20 protein-coding genes and 1 pseudogene are annotated in these 24,342 nt (G+C 53.2%); 7 read left to right on the top strand and 14 right to left on the bottom strand.

Going from position 1 to position 24,342, the window contains the following annotated elements; genetic code table 11:
* Positions 1-95: 95 nt before the first annotated feature.
* From IPH59_16905 to IPH59_16950, 10 genes are read right to left on the bottom strand one after another with little or no spacing between them, the layout of a single operon-like run.
* Positions 96-881 (bottom strand): electron transfer flavoprotein subunit beta/FixA family protein, encoded by a 786-nt coding sequence (locus IPH59_16905; protein ID MBK7093366.1) that lies wholly within the window; start codon positions 879-881, stop codon positions 96-98.
* Between the two features lie 14 nt (positions 882-895).
* Complete coding sequence (gene rnc / locus IPH59_16910) at positions 896-1,657, bottom strand: ribonuclease III (GenBank protein MBK7093367.1); 762 nt, start codon at positions 1,655-1,657, stop codon at positions 896-898.
* 3 nt (positions 1,658-1,660) lie between these two features.
* Positions 1,661-2,908: a beta-ketoacyl-ACP synthase II gene (gene fabF / locus IPH59_16915; protein MBK7093368.1), complete on the bottom strand. Its 1,248-nt coding sequence runs from the start codon at positions 2,906-2,908 to the stop codon at positions 1,661-1,663.
* Positions 2,909-2,945: 37 nt separating this feature from the next.
* The gene (acpP, locus tag IPH59_16920) at positions 2,946-3,188 is read right to left on the bottom strand and encodes an acyl carrier protein (GenBank protein ID MBK7093369.1); all 243 of its coding nucleotides are present in this window, start codon (positions 3,186-3,188) and stop codon (positions 2,946-2,948) included.
* 42 nt (positions 3,189-3,230) lie between these two features.
* On the bottom strand, positions 3,231-3,968 hold the full coding sequence (gene fabG / locus IPH59_16925) for a 3-oxoacyl-[acyl-carrier-protein] reductase (protein ID MBK7093370.1): 738 nt from the start codon (positions 3,966-3,968) through the stop codon (positions 3,231-3,233).
* Complete coding sequence (fabD, locus tag IPH59_16930) at positions 3,965-4,909, bottom strand: ACP S-malonyltransferase (GenBank protein ID MBK7093371.1); 945 nt, start codon at positions 4,907-4,909, stop codon at positions 3,965-3,967. The genes fabG and fabD overlap by 4 nt, the downstream gene beginning before the upstream one ends.
* A gap of 3 nt (positions 4,910-4,912) precedes the next feature.
* On the bottom strand, positions 4,913-5,896 hold the full coding sequence (locus tag IPH59_16935; protein MBK7093372.1) for a ketoacyl-ACP synthase III: 984 nt from the start codon (positions 5,894-5,896) through the stop codon (positions 4,913-4,915).
* Positions 5,897-5,906: 10 nt separating this feature from the next.
* Positions 5,907-6,935 carry a phosphate acyltransferase PlsX gene (gene plsX / locus IPH59_16940; GenBank protein ID MBK7093373.1) on the bottom strand — a complete coding sequence of 343 codons (1,029 nt, stop codon included), beginning with the start codon at positions 6,933-6,935 and terminating at the stop codon, positions 5,907-5,909.
* An 8-nt stretch (positions 6,936-6,943) separates the two neighbouring features.
* Positions 6,944-7,126: a 50S ribosomal protein L32 gene (gene rpmF / locus IPH59_16945; GenBank protein ID MBK7093374.1), complete on the bottom strand. Its 183-nt coding sequence runs from the start codon at positions 7,124-7,126 to the stop codon at positions 6,944-6,946.
* Positions 7,127-7,157: 31 nt separating this feature from the next.
* The gene (locus IPH59_16950; protein MBK7093375.1) at positions 7,158-7,676 is read right to left on the bottom strand and encodes a DUF177 domain-containing protein; all 519 of its coding nucleotides are present in this window, start codon (positions 7,674-7,676) and stop codon (positions 7,158-7,160) included.
* A 209-nt stretch (positions 7,677-7,885) separates the two neighbouring features.
* Here IPH59_16950 and IPH59_16955 point away from each other — a divergent pair, with 209 nt between their 5' ends.
* Together IPH59_16955 and IPH59_16960 are read left to right on the top strand one after the other, a co-directional pair.
* Entirely contained in the window at positions 7,886-9,910 is a 2,025-nt protein-coding gene (locus tag IPH59_16955; protein MBK7093376.1) for a right-handed parallel beta-helix repeat-containing protein, read from the top strand.
* Between the two features lie 508 nt (positions 9,911-10,418).
* Positions 10,419-11,207 (top strand): DUF4388 domain-containing protein, encoded by a 789-nt coding sequence (locus IPH59_16960; protein ID MBK7093377.1) that lies wholly within the window; start codon positions 10,419-10,421, stop codon positions 11,205-11,207.
* 105 nt (positions 11,208-11,312) lie between these two features.
* On the opposite strand, the gene IPH59_16965 is transcribed toward IPH59_16960, so the two are convergent.
* The 4 genes and pseudogenes from IPH59_16965 to IPH59_16980 all read right to left on the bottom strand — a co-directional run bounded on the left by IPH59_16965 (position 11,313) and on the right by IPH59_16980 (position 15,713).
* Positions 11,313-12,515 (bottom strand): acetate kinase, encoded by a 1,203-nt coding sequence (locus tag IPH59_16965; protein MBK7093378.1) that lies wholly within the window; start codon positions 12,513-12,515, stop codon positions 11,313-11,315.
* A 2-nt stretch (positions 12,516-12,517) separates the two neighbouring features.
* Positions 12,518-13,396: a 3-hydroxybutyryl-CoA dehydrogenase gene (locus IPH59_16970; protein MBK7093379.1), complete on the bottom strand. Its 879-nt coding sequence runs from the start codon at positions 13,394-13,396 to the stop codon at positions 12,518-12,520.
* 60 nt (positions 13,397-13,456) lie between these two features.
* Positions 13,457-15,286 (bottom strand): annotated as a pseudogene (locus IPH59_16975) (cation-translocating P-type ATPase).
* Positions 15,287-15,524: 238 nt separating this feature from the next.
* On the bottom strand, positions 15,525-15,713 hold the full coding sequence (locus IPH59_16980) for a hypothetical protein (protein ID MBK7093380.1): 189 nt from the start codon (positions 15,711-15,713) through the stop codon (positions 15,525-15,527).
* Positions 15,714-16,602: 889 nt separating this feature from the next.
* Here IPH59_16980 and IPH59_16985 point away from each other — a divergent pair.
* From IPH59_16985 to IPH59_17005, 5 genes are all read left to right on the top strand, one after another.
* The gene (locus IPH59_16985; protein ID MBK7093381.1) at positions 16,603-17,334 is read left to right on the top strand and encodes a hypothetical protein; all 732 of its coding nucleotides are present in this window, start codon (positions 16,603-16,605) and stop codon (positions 17,332-17,334) included.
* Positions 17,288-18,004: an Ig-like domain-containing protein gene (locus tag IPH59_16990; GenBank protein MBK7093382.1), complete on the top strand. Its 717-nt coding sequence runs from the start codon at positions 17,288-17,290 to the stop codon at positions 18,002-18,004. Before IPH59_16985 ends, IPH59_16990 begins: the two co-directional genes overlap by 47 nt.
* Positions 18,001-21,798, top strand: coding sequence for an alpha-2-macroglobulin family protein (locus IPH59_16995; protein ID MBK7093383.1), 3,798 nt, complete (start codon positions 18,001-18,003; stop codon positions 21,796-21,798). Before IPH59_16990 ends, IPH59_16995 begins: the two co-directional genes overlap by 4 nt.
* A 152-nt stretch (positions 21,799-21,950) precedes the next feature.
* Complete coding sequence (locus IPH59_17000) at positions 21,951-22,685, top strand: transglycosylase domain-containing protein (protein ID MBK7093384.1); 735 nt, start codon at positions 21,951-21,953, stop codon at positions 22,683-22,685.
* The gene (locus IPH59_17005; protein MBK7093385.1) at positions 22,663-24,309 is read left to right on the top strand and encodes a hypothetical protein; all 1,647 of its coding nucleotides are present in this window, start codon (positions 22,663-22,665) and stop codon (positions 24,307-24,309) included. Before IPH59_17000 ends, IPH59_17005 begins: the two co-directional genes overlap by 23 nt.
* The last annotated feature ends 33 nt before the right edge of the window (positions 24,310-24,342 follow it).

Consider the following 24,342-nt stretch of genomic DNA (forward strand, 5'->3'; position numbering starts at 1 on the left):
TTTGAGGTGCTACTATCCCACCGCAAGCGGTGGGGCACCTGTCTCTAACTTGACTTGTGGGACAGCCTTAGAGTGCCTGACCTACCTAACATGTGTTAGATCACTTGTGATTCGCGCAATTTGTTGAAAAGCTTGTCGGCGATCTCCTGCGGGGTAGCGCCGGTAATCATCTCGCCTTTCGGACGAGCCGGAGGATTGGCGGCTTTGACTGTCTTGCTGGAAGAGGTCATTGCTGGAAGGCTCATATCGACACCGAGATCGGAAGCGGAATACACTGCGACAGTTTTCTTCTTGGCATTCATCTTCCCTTTCAAAGAGGGCAAACGCGGCTCGTTGATTTCCTTTACAACGGAAATCACGACCGGAGTCGGAGCTGTGACTTTGTCGAAACCGTCATCGGTCATGCGTTCGACAACGATCTTGCCATCCCCTATCGACTCGATCTTGCGGACATACATGACAGCGGGCCAGTCGAGCACGCCACCAACGGCTGCACCGAGAGAGGAAGAATCATAGTCGACGGCTTGTTTGCCGAAGATGACCAAGTCGGCCGATCCGATCTTATTGATGCCAGCAGCGAGTACGAGCGCCGCGGCGGTGGTATCAAGGTCGGCGAATTTGTCATCCATAAGATGAACGGCTTCGTCGGCGCCAAGCGCCAAGCCTTCACGAAGTGCATAGTCGGATTCCTTGCCGCCGAGAGAAATCACCCAGACGGTACCGCCGAGTTTTTCTTTGAGGCGAAGAGCTTCTTCGATGGCGTAGGCATCGAATGGATTAATCATGCCGGGGCTTTGCGGCAGGCTGAGGGTTCCGGCATTGGCATCGACGCTGACGAGGGCGATTTCCGGGACTTGCTTCACACATACAATGATGTTCATCTATATCCTCCGAATTATTTGTCTTCTTCAAGTGAACTGAGTGCGCTCTCAGCGGCACGCTGTTCAGCGCTTTTTTTGGAGTCGCCGCGACCGGTGCCGAGCCGTTTGCCGGAGACGAAAACTTCGACAGTGAAAACTTTGCGGTGATCGGGACCGTCTTCGTCGCTGACGGTGTATTTTGGCATACCGCCGCCACTGGCTTGCAGCTTCTCGAGCAGTTCGCCTTTGTAGTTTCGCAGTGAAAGAATTTCGCTGGTCTTGGCGAAGTTGAACGAGACCACACGCTTGATGACTTGCGCAGTGGCTTCGAGACCGCCGTCGAGATATACGGCGCCAAACAATGCTTCGAGGCAATCGGCAACGATGGATTGGCGAGTACGACCGCCGGCGCGTTCTTCGTCTGCCGACATCAGAATGTATTTGCCGAGATCGATTTGCATGCCGGTGTGGGAGAGGACCTTCTTGTTAACGAGCAGTGATTTGTTCTTGGTCAAGAAGCCTTCGCTCATATCGGGATACTTTTGGAATAGCTCTTCGGCAACGACGAGGCCGAGGACGGAATCGCCGAGGAACTCGAGGCGTTCGTAGGAGCGCAGATTGCGAGAGTCATCGGCGCGCAGATAAGAGCGATGAGTGAGTGCTTTGGTCAGGTAGTAATTGTCTTTGAAAACGTAGCCGATTTCGTTCTGAAGCTGCATTTGCGCATCGGCACTCAGGGTCGCCTTGGCTGACTTTTTCGGTTTCTTACCGAAGAGTCGGGCGAGAAATTGCAGCATCAGTTACCTCGCGGCGTTATCGTACCTGGCAAGAATGAGGGTGATATTGTGTCCGCCAAATCCGAAGGAGTTGCTGATACCGTACCTAATGGGAACGTTGCGGCCGCCTTCTTTGCAGTAATCGAGATCGCATTGAGGATCTTGATTCTGGATATTCATAGTGCGGTGGACGTAGCCCTCTTCCAATGATAGCGCAGTAGTTGCGGCTTCGATAGCTCCGGCACCGCCGAGCATATGACCGACCATTGACTTGGTAGAGTTCACCAGCAGTTTTTTGGCGTGTTCGCCAAAGACGCGCTTGACGGCCATGGTTTCGGCGATATCACCGAGCGGAGTTGACGTGCCGTGAGTGTTGACGTAGTCAACCTGTTCCGGCTTCAGATTAGCATCCTTGAGTGCGGCAATCATGGCACGGGCGGCGCCATCGCCATCCGGAGCAGGAGCGGTGATGTGATGAGCATCAGCCGACATTCCGGCGCCGACGACTTCGGCATAGATGTGTGCGCCACGACGTTTGGCGTGTTCTTCTTCTTCGAGGACAATAATCGCTGCGCCCTCGCCCATGACGAATCCATCGCGATCGACGTCAAATGGACGCGAAGCGGTATGCGGGTCGTCATTGCGGGTTGAAAGTGCTCTTGAGGAGCAGAATCCGGCAAAGGACATTTCGGTGATTGAAGCTTCGGAACCGCCGGTGACGACGACATCCGACTCGCCGCGCTGGATGATGCGCAGGGCATCGGCAATCGCGTGAGCAGATGAAGCGCAGGCACTGACAGTTGAGTAATTGGGACCTTTGAATCCGAAACGAAGCGAGACCAAACCGGGCACCATATCGATGATCATCATCGGGATGAAGAACGGCGAAACCTTGCCGGGTCCCTTATCGCGGAAGGTCCAACACTGGTCTTCGAAAGTGGCGATGCCGCCGATACCGGAACCGGTAACGACGCCGACGCGTTCTTTATCGATAGTGTTGAGGTCGAGTTTTGAGTCATCGACCGCCATTTGAGCGGCGGCGATGGAGTATTGCTGAACGAGATCGCTGCGACGGACCTCTTTTTTGTCCATCCATTTGGTGGCATCGAAGTTCGTGACTTGTGCCGCGAAGTGGCAGTCAAATCGCGAGATGTCGAAGCGATCGATGGCCGACACTCCGGATTTTCCAGATTTGATGCCGGCCCAAAACTCTTCAGTGGAATTGCCCAAGGGCGAAATAATGCCGAGTCCGGTAATTACTGCTTTTTTCATAGTTGTCGTCACAAGATTCCCGGACTAAGCGAGAAACTTAGGCTGTTTCCTTTGCGTTAGCTTTGATGTAGTTGATGGCATCTCCAACGGTCGCGATCTTCTCGGCTTCTTCATCCGGAATTTCGAGTCCGAAGGCTTCTTCAAGAGCCATTACCAATTCGACGGTATCGAGCGAATCGGCACCGAGGTCGTCGACGAACTTGGCAGCCGGGACAACTGCGTCCTTGTCGGCATTGAGCTGCTCGACGATAATTTCCTTTACTTTGGCTTCGACATCCATAGTATCATCCTCCGATGAAAAGTTAAATTCCTATTCTCTCCCTTACATCAACAATCCGCCATCGACCTGCAGAACCTGCCCGGTGATGTAGGCAGCCTCGTCCGACGCCAGGAAGGCGACGGCATTGGCGACATCGGCGGGAAGTCCCGGCCGTTTGAGCGGAATGTTGGCTAAGAACGCTTCTTTGGCGGCATCCGACAAGTGCTCGGTCATTTCGGTCTGGATGTAGCCGGGCGCCACCGCGTTGCAGGTAACATTACGACCTGCTAACTCTTTTGCAACAGTTTTGGTGAGTCCAATAAGGCCGGCTTTGGAGGCGGAGTAATTGGCCTGGCCGAAGTTTCCCATAAGACCCACGACTGAGGATATATTGACAACGCGCCCCGAGCGCGCTTTCATCATAACTTTGACGGCGGCCTGCGACATCAGGAAGGCGCCTTTGAGATTGATATTGAGCACCCGATCCCAAGCGGATTCATCCATTTTGATAATCAGGGTGTCTTTGGTAATACCCGCGTTGTTCACAAGGATGTCAATCTTGCCGAAGCGTTCAACTGTCTTTTCGACGGAGTTCTGGGCATCGGCGGCCGAGGTGACATCGCAATGGACATAGGCAGTTTCGCCGCGTGCCGAAAGTTCGGAAGCGGCCTGATTGCCAACCTCATCGAGAACGTCGGCGATCATAATCTTGCAGCCGGAATCGAGGAGTCTCTCAACTATAGAACGACCGATTCCGCGCGCACCGCCGGTGACGAGCGCGACTTTACCCGTTAATGTCAAACAACCTCCAACAATTTCTCGCCAACCAAATCAAAGTCTGCGAGTTTGTCAAGGCTCATGATTTCAATGTCTGCCGGCAAGGTCCGCTTTGCGAGACCGGAGAGCACTTTGCCGGGGCCGATTTCGACATAGCGACGGACTCCGAGTTGATAGAGCTCGTTGAGAGAATCTGCCCAGAGAACCGGCGAAGTGATTTGCTTAACGAGCAGTTCCTTGATCTTGACAGTATCGGATTCGCGCTGAGCGGTAACGTTGGCGATGATTGGACAAGTCGGCTGATGGAATGTCAACTGACCGAGGGTGACTTCCAATTTTGCGGCGGCGCTTTGCATAAGCGGCGAGTGGAATGCTCCGCCGACCGGCAGCAGGATCGCGCGTTTGGCGCCGAGTTCCTTGGCAACGGGGAGTGCTTTTTCAACAGTCTCGTAGTCGCCGGAGATTGCAACCTGATCGGGTGAATTGAAATTTGCCGGGACGCAGACGCCGACTGGTTTCATGCGATCGACCAGTGTCATGATGGCTGCTTTATCGAGTCCGATGATCGCCGCCATGGTGCCGCGATTAAGTTCGCAGGCTTCCTGCATCGCTTTGCAGCGGGTGTTAACGGCGCGGATGGCATCTTCCGGTGTGAATATTCCGGCAGAAGCAAGCGCAGAGTATTCGCCGAGCGAATGTCCGGCGGCGAAGTCTGAAGTCAGATTTTGTTTTTTGAGAACTATCTGCCATGCCAGCGAGTGGACAAGAATTGCCGGCTGGGTTACGACAGTTTCTTTGAGACGATCTTCGGGACCCTGGAAACTGACTTGGGCGAGATCGTAGCCGAGAATTTCGGAAGCTGATTTATAGAGGGCTTTGACTTCGTCATATTTGTCGAAGAGGTCCTGCCCCATTCCGACGTATTGCGAGCCCTGCCCTGGAAAGAGAAATGCGACTTTACTCATTAATTACATCCTGAAAAGAATTGCACCCCAGACCAATCCACCACCAAATGACAAGAGGAGAACGAGGTCTCCCTTTTTCATTTTGCCCTGCTGTTGGGCTTCCACCATAGCGATTCCGATCGAGGCTGAAGAAGTGTTACCGTATTCCTGAATATTGACGAAGAGTTTTTCATCGGGAACGTGAAGGCGTTTCGCGAGCGAATCGATGATGCGGATATTTGCCTGATGCGGAATAACCAGATCGATGTCTTCGGGACTGACTCCGGCATCAGCGATAACGCGCTTGGCGGCATCTTCCATATTGCGCACGGCGAATTTGTAGATTTCGGAGCCGTTCATATAGATACCGGTTGCGCCGTTGTTCATGTTTTCAACGGTAACTTTCTGACGAGAACCACCGGCACGGACATAGAGTAGCTCGGTGTGACTGCCATCGGCGGCGATATATGCAGAGAGTATTCCAGTATTGGCATTGTCGTCACGGCGAAGAACTGCCGCTCCGGCGCCGTCGCCGAAAAGAACGCAAGTTGTGCGGTCCTGATAATTGGTAATGCTGGTTAGTACCTCGACACCGACGACGAGTACAGTCTTGTACATGCCCGATTCGATAAATGCTTTAGCTGTGGTAAGGCCGTAGAGAAATCCGACGCAGGCGGCATTGATGTCCATCGCGGCGGCGTTTTTTGCACCGAGGGCTTTCTGGACAATAACCGCGGTTGACGGCGTTTTCATGTCGGGAGTAACAGTGCCGATGAGAATGAGATCAATTTCTTCGGGAGAAATGTTGGATTGGGCAATGGCATCTCGCGCGGCGGCAATTGCCAGATCGGACGCGGCTTCACCAGAATCGCCGACGATATGACGGCGCTTGATGCCGGTGCGACTGGTGATCCAATCATCGGAAGTGTCGACCATTGTTTCGAAGTCGGCGTTGGTCAGGACTTTCGCAGGCGTATAGGCACCGATGCCAATAATCTTTGCCGAGATGGGAGCGTTTTCACTGCTCAACCACCTTTCCGGAGCTGACTTCGATTCTCTTTTGAATATGCGCGGTGACGTTCGTGGAAATCATTTCCGCGGCTGCTCTAATTGCATTCATAATAGCTTTTTCCGAGGACTTGCCATGTCCAATAACAACGTTTCCATTCAGTCCGAGCAGCGGCGCGCCGCCGGTCTCGGAATAATCAAAGGAGCGGCGCATGCGTCTGAGGAAAGGTCCCATCAAGATCGCGCCGGCTCTTGAAAAGAAGTTCGAGCTAACCTGTCTTCTGATTCGCCACTCGAGGAACACTTTTACTGACTCGGCGAATTTGAGCAGGATGTTGCCAATGAATCCGTCGCAGACGACGACATCGCATTTGCCGTCGAGAATGTCGCGGCCTTCGACATTGCCAATGAAGTTAAACGCGCCACTCTTCAATAAGTTGTGGCTCGAAAGAATCAAATCGTTGCCTTTGGTGGGCTCTTCGCCAATCGAAAGCAGGCCGACTTTGGGGGAACGGATCTTGAGGATGTCTTCGGCGTAGGAAGCGCCCATCTGTGCGAACTGATAGAGATTGTCCGGCTTGACATCGACATTGGCGCCGACATCGACGATGAGAGTCGCAGTTTCGTGCTTGTTGGGAAACATCGCGGCGATTGCGGGACGGGTTACACCGGGGATTCGGCCCAGGGTGAACATCGCGGTCGCCATGACAGCGCCGGTATTACCGGCGGAGACCACGGCATCGACCACGCCATCTTTGTGCATTTTGATGGCGACGGCGATGGAGGAATTTTTCTTGCGCAGTGCGTCGGTCGCGAACGAGTTCATGTCGACGATTTCGGGAGCATGCGCCACCGTGATCGGCATGTTGCCATTAACGCCAAGAGAAGCCAAATGCTCTTTGAGCACGGCTTCATCGCCAACCAGGACGATGGAATCATCCTGATTACCGGGCAGTTTGAGATAGCTGACGGCGCCGGCAACCAGTGGGAGCGGTCCCAGGTCGGCGCCCATGCAATCAACGGCAATACGTCTTTTCAACGCTTAAGCTAAGCTTCCTTTCCTTCCAGAATCTGTTCGCCGCGGTAGAAACCGCAGGAGGGGCAGATGTGGTGGAGCATTTTCGCTTCGCCGCAGTTGCCGCATTCGGTCAACGCCGGGAAAGTAGCTTTGTAGTGAGTGCGACGTTTGCGGCCGCGTTGCTTGGAGTGTCTGCGTTTTGGAAGTGGCATTGTACTCTCTCGTATCTAACTGTTAGAACAACTAATTGTTATTGGACAAATTCTTAAGCGCATCCCAACGGGGATCGTCTTCCTTTATTATACAATTACAACCCTGCTCGTTGAGGTTTGTGCCGCAACGGGCGCAGAGACCGGCGCAATCCTCCCGGCAGAGGGGTTTGAGCGGATTTTCGAGCGTGATCAGGTCGCGAAGCTGTTGATCGAGCACGAAAGTCGTCAGCGAACTGGAGATCATGATGAATTCCTCTCCCTCGTCGGCTTCCTGACGGAGGAGGTCATCCTGTACCATTTGTAATACGAGATCCATCTTAAGAGAGTAAGGAACTTCGTATTCGACGAGGCAGCGGGCGCAGGTCTGCTGCATGGTATAAGTCACTGTGCCGTTGAGGAATATCTCATCCTCCATGCGCCATGCGGTCAGCTTGTAATCGACTGGTGTAACCAGATTAGCCAGTTCGAGATGCAGCTCAAGTTCTGCGGCATCGGCAGTCAATTCAAGATCGCTGGGGTCGGCTGTAATGGAATCCAGCAGTATCTCCATAGTCGGCCAAAGTATTAAGACAAAGCGGGGATGTCAAGGGGAAATGAGGGGGGTGGCGGCAACCAAGTCGCCTTGACAGAATCGGAAATCTGGTTATATTGGGTCGTAAATTCAATATCATAATGTCCCGTATTCAATTGACTGGACCTGAGGTGATTGGGGATTCGTATCATCGAACTTACTGACAATACGAAAAGGAGAACCCAGAGATGAAGCTGATTGTCATGGCGGTGATACTGATGGTGTCAGTATTGCAAGGAGCAACGATACAGGTGCCGCTTGACCAACCGACGATTCAGGCGGGGATTGATGCGGCGATTGACGGAGACACGGTACTCGTCGATGATGGTCACTACTACGAACGAATCAGTTTCCTTGGCAAGAAGATCGCTGTAGCCAGCAAGTACGTGGTGGATGGCGACACGACGCATATCCATCAATGTGTTATCGATGGTGATACCAGCGTGGTCCCAATGGTGGCGGATACAGGGAGCGTGGTCAGGTTTGTGAACGGGGAGGACAGCCTATCAGTTCTTGCCGGCTTTACGATTCAGAATGGAGTCGGGGTTGGAAACGAAGGCGGTGGAATATACTGCAATAGTTCATTCCCGAGACTCAAGGTAAATCGAATAACTAACAATGGTTCGAATAGTGCCACCAGACTGAATGGCCCGTTGGCCTCGGGTAGTATAATTGATTCCTGTTCGATATTTGGGAACTCAGGATCTGGTTCGTTCGTCATGGGACAAGGTGTTCCGGTATTCAATGGTTGCCTCTTTGAAGCGAATGGAGGTTCAGGAGTAAGGATAGGCCACGATTCGAGGATCAACATATATGGCGGAAGAATAGCGAATAATGCGGGTAATGGAGTTCTGTATATTGGTTCGTATTTCGAGACTATTCGCGACTGTGTTATTGAGAATAACGGGGGAGCTGGAGTCGGGGACTTGGGCTTTCTAAAGTGGAACAAACCCGATAAGTCTGTTGACCCACGTGATTCAAAGGGTATTCCGAGAAACCTAATTAACTGCGTTGTTCGCGGGAACGGCTCTGGTGCCATGTTCTATAACGACGTGGATTGGACAGTGGACAGCTGTCTATTTGAAGAAAACGATGCCTACGCCATCGGGATGGCAATGGATGTACGACTAATCCTCCGCAACAGCGTGATCCGAAGAAATGGTAGCATGAACTCAGGTTCAAATGGTGGTGGAATTAGACTATTCGGAGGCGGGCAGTTCCTGGGCATCAACTGCTCCAATTCCCTTTTTGATGGAAACATGGCGGATCAAGGCGGAGCGATCTTCGCAAGAGCGAGCTATTGCCCGACCACCATTTCATCGTGTACGTTCGTGAATAACACCGCCAACGATGGTTCTGCAATTTACCAAGGCGGATGCTTGAATCAAGTCATGGTCGTAGATAGCTGCATATTCGCCTTCAACAAGGGAGGCGACGTAATTCAGAGAGAGGCTCCCTGGCACGAGGGATGTGCGGATTCACTATTGATAGCCTTCAGGTGTTCTGATATTTATGGTAACGATTCAGGCGACTGGACGGGGCAACTCGCCAACTACCTGGGCACAAACGGCAATTTCTCCGCGGATCCATTGTTCTGCGATACTGCAAACAGCAACTACCTCATTACGGATACATCGCCTTGTGCACCGGCGAATAACAGTTGTGGGGTTTTGGTCGGCGCCTATGGAATCGGTTGTGGTAATGCCGCGCCGTCGCAATTTGATCTCTCGAGTCCGCCGAATAGTTTCATGCCACCGATTGCGACAAGAACACCGATGCTCGAATGGACCGCGGCTACCGTTAGCGATCCATTGGCTCATGTGATCTATTCGCTCCATCTGTCAACTGACAGCAGTCTATTGTCGCCAATTGTCGTTCCCGATATTTCGTCAGAATATTATCTCATCGAACAGCCGCTGAACTGGGCCAGTAAGTATTGGTGGAATGTCAAGGCCGTAGGATCGAATGGCGGCGAAACGTGGTCAAGTCAGATCTTCCGATTTCGAACCATGACTCTTGGTGATATTGACGGCAACGAGACGGTGACGGTATCGGACGTGGTCTACTTGGTCAATTACATTTTTGGAGGCGGATCGGAGCTGAACCCGATCGAGTCTGGTGATGTCGATTGCAGCGGGATTGTCACGGTTTCGGACGCAGCTTATTTGATCAGCTACCTTCTTGGTGGCGGGCCGGCGCCGTGTGAGGGGTAGGCAGTGAATCGGTTATAAAACCCCACCGTTCCGGTGGGGGACTGAGCCCCTACGCGTTGCATTAGGAAGTTGGCGGGTCTCCGCGAGAGCCGGTACTTGAGAATTGCGATTCGTTCGGTAAGGAGACCCACCCTACGAACTAAAGGTGAACCCGCTAAACCTGGATCCCCGCCTTCGCGGGGATGACACGCAATTTGTGTTGAAGTAGAATCGGTAAAAGCTGGTCGCCTTCGCGGGGATGACACGTAGTTTGTGTTGAAGCAGAACCGGTAGAAGCTGGTCGCGTTCGCGGGGATGACGGTAGTTGGGGCATGCATTCTCTAATTGATTCAAAGTGGAACTGGGGAGTTCTTAAGGGGGGTAACAGATTTTCCGACAATATAATGAGAAGCGCAGATTCGACGGACCGAGTGGAACCGTCGGTGTGTGACGGCTTTGCATTGACTTTGCAGGCGACACACAGCGGCGAAAGATTGATGCGCTTCAAGGAAGCTTCGGAGAAACTAAATTGGCTGACCCAAATTCCAAAGTTGAAGCTGCTCATATTGTTGTCTACTCAGACAGCACCGATCGCGACTATGCGCTTAAGGTGCGTCTTGGCAAGGAGGGCTATCAGATCACGCACGTGCGAGCGCTTGATGTGCTGGTGGCGCAATGCCGGCGACTTCGGCCGCAAGTGGTTTTGATCCGGTCGTTGGCAATTCCCCGCGATGTGGTGAAAATTATCAGACAGTTGAAAAACCTGGGAATGGATTTCGCACGGTTTCCGACGTTTCTGGTGCTGCGTGGACACGTGGCGCGGTCGCTGATGCCGCTTTTGGCGATCGGATTGGAGGATATCATCGACCTCGACGATGGCATGGAGATTCTTGTGCAGAGAATCAAGGAAGTCGAAAAACGCGGCAGCACAGAACAAGGGCGGGCGAATGAGACACGGTCAGGGTCGCGCGGGAATTTGAGCGAGATGAGTATTATCGATCTTGTGCAAGCGCTGGGACCGAGTCAGCGGACGGCGAAGATTACAGTGAGTTCGAATCGCGGCGGCGAGGACAAGCTGGTGATGTTTCTGAATCGGGGTAATATCTCGTTTGCGAAATTGGGTGAACTGGTCGCTGAGAAGGCGATTTACGAAGCGCTGGCGTGGGAAAACGGGACGTGGCTGCTTGAGCCGATCACTGAGAGTGATCTTCCGGAGGCGAATAACAATCTCCCGAATGATTTCATCCTGATGGAAGGGTGTCGGTTGATTGATGAGAGGTCGAGGGAGGGTAAAATGTCAGGAGCACAGGGCTCCTGACCTACGAAGCTGATTTCGAAGCCACAAACAAAAAGGGCGCGGAAACCGCGCCCCTACGATCGTTTAATGTCGCGGATGAGTACATCCGCGACACACGAATAACGTCTATTTCTTGTTGATGATTTCGGCGGTGTCCATGGCAATGACGAGTTCTTCGTTAGCCGGGACGACGACGACTTTGACCTTGGAACCGGCAGTCGAAATGATCGACTCCTTGTTCTTGGCGGCTTCGTTGAGACCCTTGTCGAGTTCGACGCCCATAAATTCCATGCCTGAGACACATGCCTGGCGCACGACGGCGGAGTTCTCGCCGATTCCTGCCGAGAACACGATGCAGTCCAACCCACCCATCGCGGCGGCGTAGGCGCCGAGATATTTTTTCACACGATAGCAGTAGATATCGAATGCGAGTTTGGCGGACTTGGTGCCGTTGTTCATCTCTTCGATGATTTCGCGCATGTCGGATGACACACCCGAGACACCGACAAGGCCGGAGTGCTTGTTGAGCATGGTGTTGGCCTCGTGGAGCGAGAGTTCTTCCTTGCCCATCATGTGGAGGATGATTGCCGGGTCGATGTCGCCGCAGCGGGTGCCCATCATCAAGCCTTCCAGAGGCGTGAAGCCCATGGTCGTGTCGACGGAGATGCCTTTGTCGACCGCGGACATGGAAGCGCCGTTACCGAGATGGCAGGTGATGATCTTGATCTTCTCGCGAGTAGTGTTGAGCATTTCGGCGGCACGCTTGGAGACGAAGTGGTGGTTCATGCCGTGGAAGCCGTAGCGGCGGATGCGATACTTGCGATAGAGAATGTACGGCAACGGATAGATGAACGCGTGTTCCGGCATCTTATGGTGAAATGCCGTATCGAAAACGGCGACATTAGGGACGCCGGGAAGATTTTGCAGTGTGGCATTAATACCGCGGATGTTATGCGGGTTGTGCAACGGAGCGAGTTCGATCAACTTGCGCAGTTCGAGCATGATCTCCGGCGTGACCAGACACGAAGCCGTGAACTGCTCACCGCCATGAACGACGCGATGGCCGACTGCGGCGATTTCTTCGCGATTCTTGATGACGCCGTGATTCGGCGAAAGCAGGATGGCGATGACGTGTTCGATAGCGATAGTGTGATCGAGAATTTCGGAAGAGATTGTGACCTCCGGCCGGTCGTGCGGTTTGTGCGTGAGCACGGCGCCGGACATGCCGATGCGGGAGACCATACCTTTGGCAAGACAGAAGTTGTCGGGAAGCTGGAAGAGCTGGTATTTAACCGACGAGGAACCGCAGTTGACAATTAGAATTTTCATGATCAGGCTCCTTCTATCCTGTTGCCGTCTTCATCATACTTAAAGAATCCCTGGCCGGTTTTGACACCGAGGTGGCCGGCGCGGACCAATTTGCGCAGCAGCGGACACGGGTTGTACTTGTGCTCAGAGAGCTCATTCAGAAGATTTTCCATCATAGCCATGACTTCATCGAGACCCATCATATCGGCAAGCGCAAGCGGACCCATGTTGAATCCGAAGCCGAGTTTCATGGCGTTGTCGATTTCTTCAGCGGAGGAAATGCCTTCCATGAGGACGTGCATAGCTTCGTTAAGGAACGGCACGATGATACGGGTGGTGACGTAGCCGGGGTACTCATTGACCGGAATCGGTTTCTTATTGAGTTTGACAGCGAAGTCCTGCGTGAAGGCATAAGTTTCCGTCGAGGTCTTGAGCCCGCGAACGAGTTCGACCATGGGAATTTTGTGCACGGGATTAAGAAAGTGCATGCCGATGAACATCTGCGGACGATTGGTCGCAGAGGCAAGTTGTGTAATCGACAGAGTCGAGGTATTGGAAATAAACACAGTCTCCGGCGGACAGAGTTCGTCAAGCTGTTTGAAGAGTTCGCGCTTCATTTCAAGACTTTCGGGGATAGCTTCGATAATGACGCGGGCTTTCCGAGCGATCTTCACATCGGTGCTGGTCTTGATCCTCGAAAGGATAGCTTTCTTCTCCGATTTAGTAATGCCCCATTTTTCGATTTCGCGATCGAGCGAGTCGGACACGAAGTCGAGAGATTTTTTCAGGATTTCGTCGCTGAGGTCGTAGAGCACGACCTCGGTACCGGTCTCGGCGATGGTGCGGGCGATTCCCTGCCCCATCGTTCCGGCGCCGATAATGACTATTTTGTCTATTGCCATGATGTCCTCATAGTGCTAAAGTCGTTGACCGATCTTACCATATTATAGTAAGGATATCGGCTAAAACATCGTGGCGAATATAACCAATTGAGTTTGGTATGCAAAGAGTTTGTGAAATTTGTAACGAACGGTTGGCCCGGGAACGAACGGGTTTAGGATTTCGAGCATTGCGACGCAGGCAATAGCGGCAGAAAGGCATATCATCAAGTCAGGTGTATGAAGAGGACCAAACCTGAATAAGGTCTGAAGAAATGGCACAGTAAGTGCCAGAGTAAGAAATAAGACCGTACCGACGACGACCCACCAGGTTGTAGGATTGGGCACGAAAATGGTCTTCAGAATTGACCGGGACTGAGAGCGATTCGAAAGGATAAGACCGAGGTTTGAAATGACCAATGTGATAAACGCGAGAGCTCTTGCCGAGTCTTGGTTGTGCTCGCCCATTTCCCAATAATAGACGGTTACCACAACGGACAGAACAATCAAGCCTTGCAAGAGGCTGAAGATGACCGCCTTTTTGCCAAAGAGTGATTCATCGATCTTTCTGGGAGGGCGTCTCATGATGCCTTCTTCGGAAGGTTCAGCCTCGAAGACGACCGAACAGGCCGGGTCGATGATGAGTTCGAGAAACACGATGTGTACCGGGTACAGCGCCAGCGGCCACTCAAGGATTACGGGAATCAACGTAAATCCGGCTATTGGTACGTGTACCGAGAAAATAAACATCATCGCCTTCTTGAGATTGTCAAAGATTCTTCTTCCCATTTTGACGGCAAGGACGATGGAGTCGAAGTCGTCCTCGATGAGGACGATTGCCGCCGACTCGCGGGCGACGTCTGTGCCGCGCCCACCCATTGCGATGCCGATGTGTGCAGATTTAAGAGCAGGAGCATCGTTGACGCCATCGCCGGTCATGGCTACGACTTCACCCATTTCCTTGAGGGCTTTGACCAAGCGAAGTTTTTGTTCCGGAACCATTCGCGCAAACAAATTCACTGTTTTAAGGCGAATCATCAGTTCGGCATCGCTCATTACCGCCAACTCAGCGCCGGTAATGAAGTCCTCAGGATTTTTCAACCCAATCTGGCGCGCGATGTTTCTGGCAGTTCCCGGATAATCACCGGTGATCATGATCGTACGGATGCCGGCATCATAACATTCGCCGATCGCTTCCCGGACTTTGGGGCGAACCGGGTCTTCAAGGCCGAGAAGACCAGCGAAAACGAATTCAAAGTCGTGTTGTCCGGGCGGCAATCCTTTGGCACGAAATTCTGTTTTGGCAACCGATGACTCGAGTCGCGCCGCTCATTTGGTCGATTACCGGGCAGGGTCAGCCAACTGCTCGTCGAAAAGGACATAGGTTGGCGATGCTTCCGGTGCGCCCTTGGCGGCGACGACATATTGCGGCGGTCGGGCGACTGCCAGACGAGTCGGCGAAGAGTTCATTGGTGAGGGATACTCGCGAGGAAGGTCAGCGTGTGGATATGTTCGGTATTTGCGGGGTTAACTGGCGAACTCGCGCATGGCTTTTTCCATTGGATCAAAGGGGTCGGCGGGGCTGGCGAGAATGCTGAATTCGACAACCTCGTGGAAGTCTTCGGGGATGACCTCAGGAGAGACTTTGAAATCGTGGAATAGCCCATCGGCATACAGTTCACGAACGGACATGCGATTCATGGTCAGAGTGCCGGTTTTGTCCACACAGAGGACGGTTGCCGATCCGAGAGTTTCGACGGCAGGAATCCGGCGTGTAAGTACGCCGACGCGGGAAATGCGCCAGGCGCCCAAAGCGAGAAAGATGGTAAGTACGACCGGAAACTCCTCGGGCAACATTGCCATGGCAAGTGACAGCCCGGCAAGAAAGCCCGCCATCCAGTCACCGCGAGTCATTCCATAAATGACGACGACGAGGACACAGAGAAGACAGATGGTGGGGGCTGTTCATTGTTTCGTGATTCCAGTAGCCCTGGCTTCGACATGCCCTTGTCCACGAACGACAAGTGTCCGAAAAGAGCTGGGAGTTCGTCCGGGGCAGACATGTCGGTTGTGGCGGCAGCGACCGAGACAGGATCGATTCGGGTCAGAGACTTTCGTCGACGGAAAGGTTAACGCAATCAGGACGATGGCGTCAGCGGAACGGATCGCCTTCGACAGAAGCATGATATCGCCCGGACGACGTCACGCCCGGCAATTCGCTGTTTGATCCGTCGCGGACACGAGGGCGGGCTCGAAGGTCGCGCAGGGCTTCGGGCGCGCTGGTTTTGCGCTCTGAAGAAGGTATGCCCATGACCACGAAGACAAATCCAAGCAACATCATGGCCTCTTCGGTGTGGCCGGAAATCAGATAGACGAGAGGGCATCAGGAAAAGGAACATGGCTCGCGCACGATTTCATGCGGTTGCCAGCAGGCCGCGTTTTTGCCGAGGCAGGACATTGTCTACGCTTTTGCGGTCTTGCGAAGAAGCCTTTATTTGGCCAGGCGATTTCTACTCTGGCTGCTGGTCGCGGGAAGAGAAGTGTATCATCAAATGCTTCTTTCCTTCGCTCCGGCCAAACTACGTCCGACTTGCCAAAACCAATGAAATTCGCATGATTGTCACTTCATCCGATTTGATCTCGTGGTGAGATGATGCCAAGCGGAAACTTGTTCGGCAATTCTCGCTGTTGTGGCGTTTGCTGTCGTGGATATTGCGATGTTTAGGCGTGTTTGTCTGTGGGGGCAGTCGTTGCGCGGTCGTCGCGTATGGGGACTTCGCGTAACTCCGGATCCGGCAGACACGGGGCTAATAACCGGGATCTACTCCAAGATCAGGCACGGCCGCGGGCGTGTTGGTCTTCAAAACCTGGTGAAGTCATTATCTGTCACCACTTGGAAGAGTTCCAGGGGGAGCAACCGAGAACGATGCGGCTTACCGGTTGCGCACCGGACGGTTTCTGCCAAGGCTGCTCCGGCAGAAATTTTAGGGCATCACAACAAACTTTCATCTCCGAATAGTCAAATCGTGTACAATTCGATAGCAGTTGACCAGTGCAGATTCAGTTAAGTCTGCGGGTTAACATTCAACAGCGATTTCGCAAAGGGCTTGTAATTTCGGTAAGTGGACGACTATTATTTCTATGCGAAGGGGCGAACAAGTCGGATGGCTTTTCGTCGCGCAAATCTTGAAACGAGAATCAATCATTAACTTCTGAATATGGGGTGTGTCATGAAGACGCTTGTGGGCAACGAACGCGGTGGAATGCCGAAATCGGCGCTGGTGGGAATCATAGCGGTGCTGGTACTGGTAATCGCGGCTGGAACAATCTATGTGCTGCAAAATGGTGTTGGCGGTGAATCGATCAAGGTCGAGCTGTTCTCTCCGACAAACGAGGTTCCGCAGACGACAAATTTCACGATCGTATTCACGCGCGAACTTGTCGGCGATTCGTTGTTGAATGTTCCGACGACGCTCATTCCCTGCAGTTTTGAACCGAAGATACCGGGGCGGTTTGAGTGGATTGCGCGCGATAAAGTGAGATTCTATCCGAGCGTGCAGTTGGCGCCCTCGACTGAATATCGTGCAGAGGTAAGTTCGAAATTTGCCGCAGAGTTTGGATATGCGCTTCGCGGCGACCGGTCGTTTTCGTTTTACACACCGCGCTTTCGAGTAGTCAATGCGGTATTGAATTACAATCTGACGCCGGACTCGGACAAGCGGGCGGATTTGGCGGGATCAGTGGAGTTTAACTACCGCGTCGATCCGATGGAAGCGATGAAGTATATCAGCTTGCAGTATGAAGACGGCAGCGAGATAGCTTATGAGATTGTGACCTCGGCGGTGTCGAATTACATCGGCATCGTAGCCAATAACGCCGAACGCGGGCAAGACGAAAAGCAGATTCAGCTTCGCATTGAAAAAGGGATTGCTATGCGACGGTGGCAGTCTGGGATTACTTGATGACTACGTCACGCCGTTGAGCCTGCCCGGCAAGACTGACCTTCGCGTAGAAAGCGTGCTGCCGCTGCATACAGACATTACTGATAAGGCGATACGTGTGCAATTCAATCTTCCGGTCAACTCGCAAACGGCTGCTTCATTCATTACGATTGAACCGCCGATTGCTTTCAAGATGACGTCGGGGCATACGCATCTCGATCTGCGGGGGAGTTTTGATCCGGCGAAGACATATCAGGTCAAAATCGCGCGCGGCATCAAGGCAATTGACGGATCGGAAATGAGGAGAGACTTCGCCGGCGCGGTGAATCTGATGAAGGAGAACATCGAACCGCAGGTGGATTTCGTCGGCGGTGGGTTCTACTTGACGCGGACTGGTGAACTGAACGTGGGAGTCTCGACGATCAACGTCGACAAGATCGTGCTTGAGGTTGAAGAGGTTTTCGCGAACAATCTCGTCTACTTGCTAAGTACCAATGATCTCGGTGAAGGTAGCCGCTACAACGATTGGGTTTACAACATGGAAGCGATGGGACGAATGGTGCACGAAGAGCAAATTGCGCTAGCCAATCGCACCAACGATGAAGTAGTCACGCCAATCAATATGCGCGAGTTTCTTGATGCAGAGCGGCACGGGATCTACCGAGTGAGTGCGCGAGTTGCGAATCATTGATTCCGACGACTGATTTTGATGTGGCCGGTGCGGCATTTCTCGCAGGTGGGTTGGAAGGATTCGTTTACTTCGAACGCGACATCTATCGACCTGGCGAGACGGCAAATATTGCGGCAATTGTGCGCGGTCCGAATGCAGCCAAGACGGAGCCCTTCCCTATTCGGTTGAAAGTCACGGGTCCGGATGGAAAGGTATTATCTGAGCAACGAAAGACGCCTAACGAGCAAGGCGCGTTTGAAGCGGCGATTGTGGTGCCTGATTATGCAATGACAGGCAGATACAATGTCAGCTTGTTGATCGGCGAAGAGGAAGAGATCGGGTATGGGCGATTCAACGTCGAAGAGTTCATCCCAGACCGCATGAAGGTGACGCAGAAGACTGATCGCGCTGATTACTTCCCGGGAGACAAGGCGACGATCAATGTCGATGCGGTAACTTTGTTTGGACCGCCGGCAGCGAAACGTCGAGTACAGGGCAAGGTTGAAGTCGAGCCGTTCTTGTTTACAGTGCCGGAATATAAGAGCTATGTCTTCTCGGACGCAACCAAGGCATTCGAAGAAACCGAAACCGCGCTCGCGGACACACTCTTGGACAACGAGGGGCATATCGGATACAAGTTTGAGATTCCGGTAGGTCAGAATCCGCCATCGATGTTGCGCGGCGTAATCTCAACGACAGTGCTTGAGCCGGGCGGACGAGGAGTGACGGCATACGGCGGGATCATGATTCACCCCTATCGATACTATGTCGGATTGAGGCAGGCGCAGGCGGGTTATGGACAGCCGAATGCACCGATGAAGATTGATTTCGTGTCGACGGACTACGCGGGTAAGGTCAGCGGCGGGCGCAAGATTGAAGTGACGCTGTCGCGCATCTACTGGCAGAGCATCTTGAAGTATGACAACAATCGCGGATATCACCGCTATGTGTCGGAGCAGGTGGAGTCGCAAGTTGACAGATTCAATGTTGAATCGGCGGCGGCAGCGAGTAGTTTCGATGTCGTGCCTGATGATTACGGCAAGTATCGCGTGGTAGCTCGCGATATCGAGAGCGGAGCAACATCATCGCTGACGTTTTATTCGTCGGGATGGGGATATTCGCCTTGGGCGATGGACAATCCGGAACGAATCGAAATCGATCTCGACAAGGAATCGTATCTTCCGGGAGAAGTTGCCACGGTGCAGATTCGGGCGCCATTTGGGGGCAAGCTGTTGTTGAGCGTCGAGCGAGAGAAGGTGTTTTCGCATCAGGTGGTGACGATGAAGGAAAACACGGCGACGATCAGGGTGCCGGTCGGCAATGATCTTAAGCCGAATGTTTATATCTCAGCACACTTGATACGCTCAACCGACAAATTGGAACGCGACACTCCAGTGCGGGCATTCGGAGTGGTGCCGCTCAAAGTGAGCGCCGAAGCAAATCGGCTGACGGTTGAGTTGACGATACCTGCTGAAATCAAACCCAAAAATGATCTGACGGTGAACTACAAGATTTCCGGATTCGCAAGTGGCCGGGCATTCGTGACGATTGCCGCTGTGGATGAAGGTATTTGTCAACTGACGGATTTGAAGGTTCCCGATCCGCATGGGTTCTTCTTTGGCAAGAAACAACTCTCGGTGGAGACATATGATGTGTACAGCGTGATATTGCCCGAGATCACATTGAAAAACTCCCCTGCCGGGGATATCGAAGCGGCACGTCGCCGGCAATTGACGCCGGTAGCGCTGACGCGGGTGAAGCCGGTGGCGTTTTGGTCGGGATTGGTCAAGGTTGCGGCGGATGGAACGGGGAAAGTGACGTTTGCAGTACCTCAGTTCAACGGCCAGTTACGCGTGATGGCAACGGCGATGCTCGAGGACAAGTTCGGCAGTGCAGAGAAGAATGTGTTCGTGCGCGAGCCGTTGATATTGACGCCGACGTTCCCGCGATTTGTCAGCACCAATGATGAGTTGACGATTCCGGTGAGCGTATACAACGGGACGGGCACGGAGTCGAACTTCGATGTCAGTATTGAAGCAACCGGGCCGGTTGCAATAGTCGGCAACGCGACGCAAAGTGTCAGAGTTGAAGCTGGACGAGAGATGGCGGTGTATTTCCGAGTCAAGGCTGGCGAAACGATGGGAGCGATCAAGTTTAGCCTTGCCGCGAAAGGCAATGGCGCGAGTACTTCGATGAGCGAAGAAGTGCCGCTTCGTCCGGCGGTGCCGTTTATCACGCTGGCGGGAATGGGGTCGGTTGTTCAAGGAAGCGCGGCGACATTCCAGTTCCCTGCCGAGTTCGTGGCTGGGACGAGCGACTATACAATGACAGTATCATCATTCCCGGCAGTGCGGTTTACGGGGAGCCTGCAGTACTTGCTGGGATACCCGCATGGTTGCGTCGAGCAGACGGTGTCGCGACTGTTCCCGATGCTGTACTTCGATGAATTGGCAAGAATTGCCGAGCCGGAGTTGTTCAAGAAGAATAGCGTCGATTATTACATCGAAGAGGGACTTAACAAGCTCGCAAGTTTGCAGCAAGTCTCCGGTGCGTTTTCGTATTGGCCGCAAGGCAACTACCAGAACAATTGGGCATCAGTATACGCGGCGCATTTCCTTGTAGAAGCGCGCAAGAGCGGCTACGTCGTTGCTGATCGTGTTTATGATCGCGCGATTTCAGCGCTGCAGACTTATGCGCGGTCGTACCCTTCGCGAGGAGGAAAGGCACCGGGGTATGAGGAAACCGACCGTTATCATTACTACTATGACTCGGATCAGACGCGATGGTCAACCGCCGTCTATGCCAACTATGTATTGGCGCTGGCGGGCAAAGCCGACCGTTCGACGTTGACGTACATGCGCAACAGCGCGGTGGAGCGACTGCAGATTTACTCGCAGTACCAGTTGGCGGGGGCATTGATTTTGTCAGGCGACGTCGCTGGTGGAAGAACATTGCTTCCGCAGACATTGGCGCCGGCAGACAGCATCAAGCGTTGGGAGAGCGGCGGGAATTTTGATTCGCCGATTCGCGCGCAGGCAATCATGCTGGATGTTTTGGCGGAGACAGACCCGTCATCGCCGAATGTAATCAAGCTGGTCGAGAGTTTGACGAAGGCGGCGAATAGCGAAGGCCGTTGGTATACGACGCAGGAAAATGCGTTTGCGCTGTTGGCATTGGGAAAGGTGTTCGCGAAACAAGGTTCGAGTAATTACACCGGAACGGTCAAGGTAGATGGAGTGACGGTTGGGAGCCTGACGACTGATGATCACAATTTCCGCGCCAAGGACTGGGGCGGGAAGAATGTCGAAATCAGTATTAACGGTACCGGAACAGCATACTATTTCTGGCGCGCTGATGGTCTGCCTTCGACACAGCGCGTTGACGAGTACGATCACGACATCCAGGTGAGGCGGCGCTATCTCGATGAGAACGGCAATGCGCTGCGATATGATGACATGCATCAGGGCGACATGATTATCGCCGAGATCAGCGTGAAGGCTCTGACCGAGGCGGTGCAGAACGTGGCGATTGCTGATCTGCTGCCGGCGGGGTTTGAGATCGAGAATCCGCGGTTGCAATCGAGGCGCGGAATCGGCTGGATTGGCGATAAGATGTATCAACCGCAATACATGGATATTCGCGACGACCGGATGGTGATCTATGGCGATTTCCAGCTCGGTAAGGAAGAAAAGTTTTACTACGGAATCCGCGTTGTGAGTGCGGGCACTTTTGTAGTGCCGCCGGTGCGAGCGGAGGCGATGTATGCGCCGATGATAAGTTCAGTGGCATCATCGGGGACGGTGGTGGTCGAGTAGTGACAGCGCTTATCAAGATGGAATGGAACATAACACACCCCGCCTTGGTCGCGCTCATACTTCGCGCAACCAAGGCACCCCTCTCGAGAGGGGAATTTAGCTTGAGGAATCTATTGCCCAACTCTCCAATCGCTAAATGGAGCTTATCGTGAATGAATAACCTCATTCTCTTTACGTTTAGTTCAGAGGCAGAGAAGAAAACACGAACGGCCCTCAAAACAATGCTATTGGTGTGTTTCGCTTTGCCATTGGTTGCGATAGCGATTGATCGGTTGTTTCCGCTGCCGCAGGAGAAGTTGAATCCGCCATCTTCAACGCTGCTGCTGGATAAGGATGGCAATTTGCTAAGGGCGTTCCTTGCACCTGATGAGATGTGGCGACTGCGGGTGGAGTCGGATGATATCTCGCCATTACTGAAGAAGGCGACGTTGGCATACGAGGATAGACATTTCCGATATCATCCGGGGGTGAATCCAATCTCGATTGTTCGAGCGGCAGTGGCGAATATTCGCGCCGGCAAGGTAGCGCAAGGCGGATCGACAATCACGATGCAAGTTGCGCGGCTGATTGAGCCGAAGGAGCGGACAATTGGCGGGAAGCTGATTGAAGTGTGGCGAGCGTTGCAATTGGAGGCGCACTATTCAAAAGACGAGATACTCACATACTATTTCAATCTGGCACCGTATGGTGGAAATCTCGTCGGTATAGGGGCGGCATCAAGGGTGTATTTCAATAAGCCGCCTGATAAACTGAGTCCGGGTGAAGCGGCACTGCTGGCAGCAATTCCGAATTCGCCGAATCGGAATCGGCCGGATGTGAGTTCGTCTTCGGCAACCAAGGCGCGCGACAAAGTTCTGAGATCTGATGCGCGAACGCGGCGTGATTAGTGATGAAGTACTGGCACAGGCGACGGCGGAACCGGTGCCGGAGCGGCGATTTGACTTGCCGTTTGAAGCGCCGCATCTGGCGGAATATCTGCGCGGCAAGTATCAACGAAATGAAAAGCTCGAGTCGACGATAGACAGAAATTTGCAGAATCTGGCGGAGACGAAACTGCAGGAGTTCCTGCGGCCGCTGGTGAATCGCGGCATTACCAATGGCGCAGTGGTGATCATCGACAATCGCAATCAAGCAGTCAGGGCACTCGTGGGATCGCAGGAGTTTTTTGCATCGAGTGGGAGCGGGCAAGTCAACGGAGCGATGGGGTTGCGGTCACCCGGCTCGGCGCTGAAGCCGTTTGTGTATACTCTGGCGATTGGCAACGGGTTGGTGTCGCCGAGAAGTTTGCTTTTCGACGTACCGGTGGATTATTCGGGATACAAGCCGGTGAATTATGATGAGCAATTCAACGGAGCGGTGACTGTCGAGGATGCACTGATCCGTTCGTTGAATGTGCCGGCGGTAAATATGACGGCAAAGTTAGGCGGCGAGACATTTTATACGGCGCTGAAGCAAGGCGGTATCAGCTCGCTCAACAAGTCGTGGGCGAAGTACGGACTGCCGCTGGCACTGGGCGGGTGCGAAGTGAGTTTGCTCGAGTTGACGAATCTCTATGCGACGCTGGCAAATGGCGGCAAGTATCGACCCTATCGCCTTCTGAGCACCGAAGCTGAATCAGAAGGCAAAGCGATCTTCGATGAAGGGGCGGCGTACATCATCACTGAAATTCTCAGCCAGTTGCGCCGACCGGAACTGCCGACGGTTTGGGATGCGGCAACGAATATGCCAAAGGTAGCCTGGAAGACCGGGACTTCATTGGGCAAGCGCGACGCGTGGAGTATCGGGTATACACCGGCATTTACGGTTGGCGTTTGGGTCGGAAATTTTGACGGAAAAGGAAATCCGAGTATTGTGGGGGCTGAAGTTGCGGCGCCGATTCTCTTCTCGATGTTCGAGGCATTGGCAGCACAAGAAGAGGCGCGATGGTTTGTTCAACCGAACAGCGTAGGGATGCGGCAAGTATGTGCTACGAGCGGGATGCCGGCTACGGAACGATGTGCGTCCACGGTCGATGAGATGTTTATCGAAAGCATTTCGCCGAATCTTCCCTGTACAATGCATGAACTGATACTTGTCGACGGTGCGACCGGCGAAAGACTGTGCAACCATTGCCGAGACGGACATAAGATTGCCGAGCGAGTTATTACCCATTGGCCGACACAGATATCTACCTGGATGGAGCGGAATGGATTCCAAGTCGAGAGAATACCGGAACACAATATGCACTGTGCGTTGATTGGGACAGGCGATGCACCGATGATAGTCTCGCCGGCAGATAATTCGCAGTTTAAGATTCGCGATGGGGTGAAATTGGACTATCAGAAGATACTGCTGGATGCGTCGGTGTCAAACGACACACACACGATTTACTGGTTTCTCAATAGGAAGCTGATCTTTACGGGCGACCCAAGTGAGCGGGTATTTATTACTCCGACTCCGGGAGCGCACACGTTGATTTGTATGGATGATGCCGGGCGGTCATCGCAAGTCACAATGACTGTTAAAGATTAGTCCCTAAAGAGGAGAAGCCCGCACCCTACGGGA

The sequence above is a fragment of the bacterium genome (genome assembly GCA_016708315.1).
Classification (GTDB): domain Bacteria; phylum Zixibacteria; class MSB-5A5; order CAIYYT01; family CAIYYT01; genus JADJGC01.

What these genes read in the sequence shown, in the direction of transcription:
- IPH59_16905 (MBK7093366.1), bottom strand. Translation starts at nt 881, where the DNA reads ATGAACATCATTGTATGTGTGAAGCAAGTCCCGGAAATCGCCCTCGTC.
- rnc (MBK7093367.1), bottom strand. Translation starts at nt 1,657, where the DNA reads ATGCTGCAATTTCTCGCCCGACTCTTCGGTAAGAAACCGAAAAAGTCA.
- fabF (MBK7093368.1), bottom strand. Translation starts at nt 2,908, where the DNA reads ATGAAAAAAGCAGTAATTACCGGACTCGGCATTATTTCGCCCTTGGGC.
- acpP (MBK7093369.1), bottom strand. Translation starts at nt 3,188, where the DNA reads ATGGATGTCGAAGCCAAAGTAAAGGAAATTATCGTCGAGCAGCTCAAT.
- fabD (MBK7093371.1), bottom strand. Translation starts at nt 4,909, where the DNA reads ATGAGTAAAGTCGCATTTCTCTTTCCAGGGCAGGGCTCGCAATACGTC.
- rpmF (MBK7093374.1), bottom strand. Translation starts at nt 7,126, where the DNA reads ATGCCACTTCCAAAACGCAGACACTCCAAGCAACGCGGCCGCAAACGT.
- IPH59_16950 (MBK7093375.1), bottom strand. Translation starts at nt 7,676, where the DNA reads ATGGAGATACTGCTGGATTCCATTACAGCCGACCCCAGCGATCTTGAA.
- IPH59_16955 (MBK7093376.1), top strand. Translation starts at nt 7,886, where the DNA reads ATGAAGCTGATTGTCATGGCGGTGATACTGATGGTGTCAGTATTGCAA.
- IPH59_16965 (MBK7093378.1), bottom strand. Translation starts at nt 12,515, where the DNA reads ATGAAAATTCTAATTGTCAACTGCGGTTCCTCGTCGGTTAAATACCAG.
- IPH59_16970 (MBK7093379.1), bottom strand. Translation starts at nt 13,396, where the DNA reads ATGGCAATAGACAAAATAGTCATTATCGGCGCCGGAACGATGGGGCAG.
- IPH59_16980 (MBK7093380.1), bottom strand. Translation starts at nt 15,713, where the DNA reads ATGATGTTGCTTGGATTTGTCTTCGTGGTCATGGGCATACCTTCTTCA.
- IPH59_16985 (MBK7093381.1), top strand. Translation starts at nt 16,603, where the DNA reads ATGAAGACGCTTGTGGGCAACGAACGCGGTGGAATGCCGAAATCGGCG.
- IPH59_17000 (MBK7093384.1), top strand. Translation starts at nt 21,951, where the DNA reads ATGAATAACCTCATTCTCTTTACGTTTAGTTCAGAGGCAGAGAAGAAA.
- IPH59_17005 (MBK7093385.1), top strand. Translation starts at nt 22,663, where the DNA reads ATGCGCGAACGCGGCGTGATTAGTGATGAAGTACTGGCACAGGCGACG.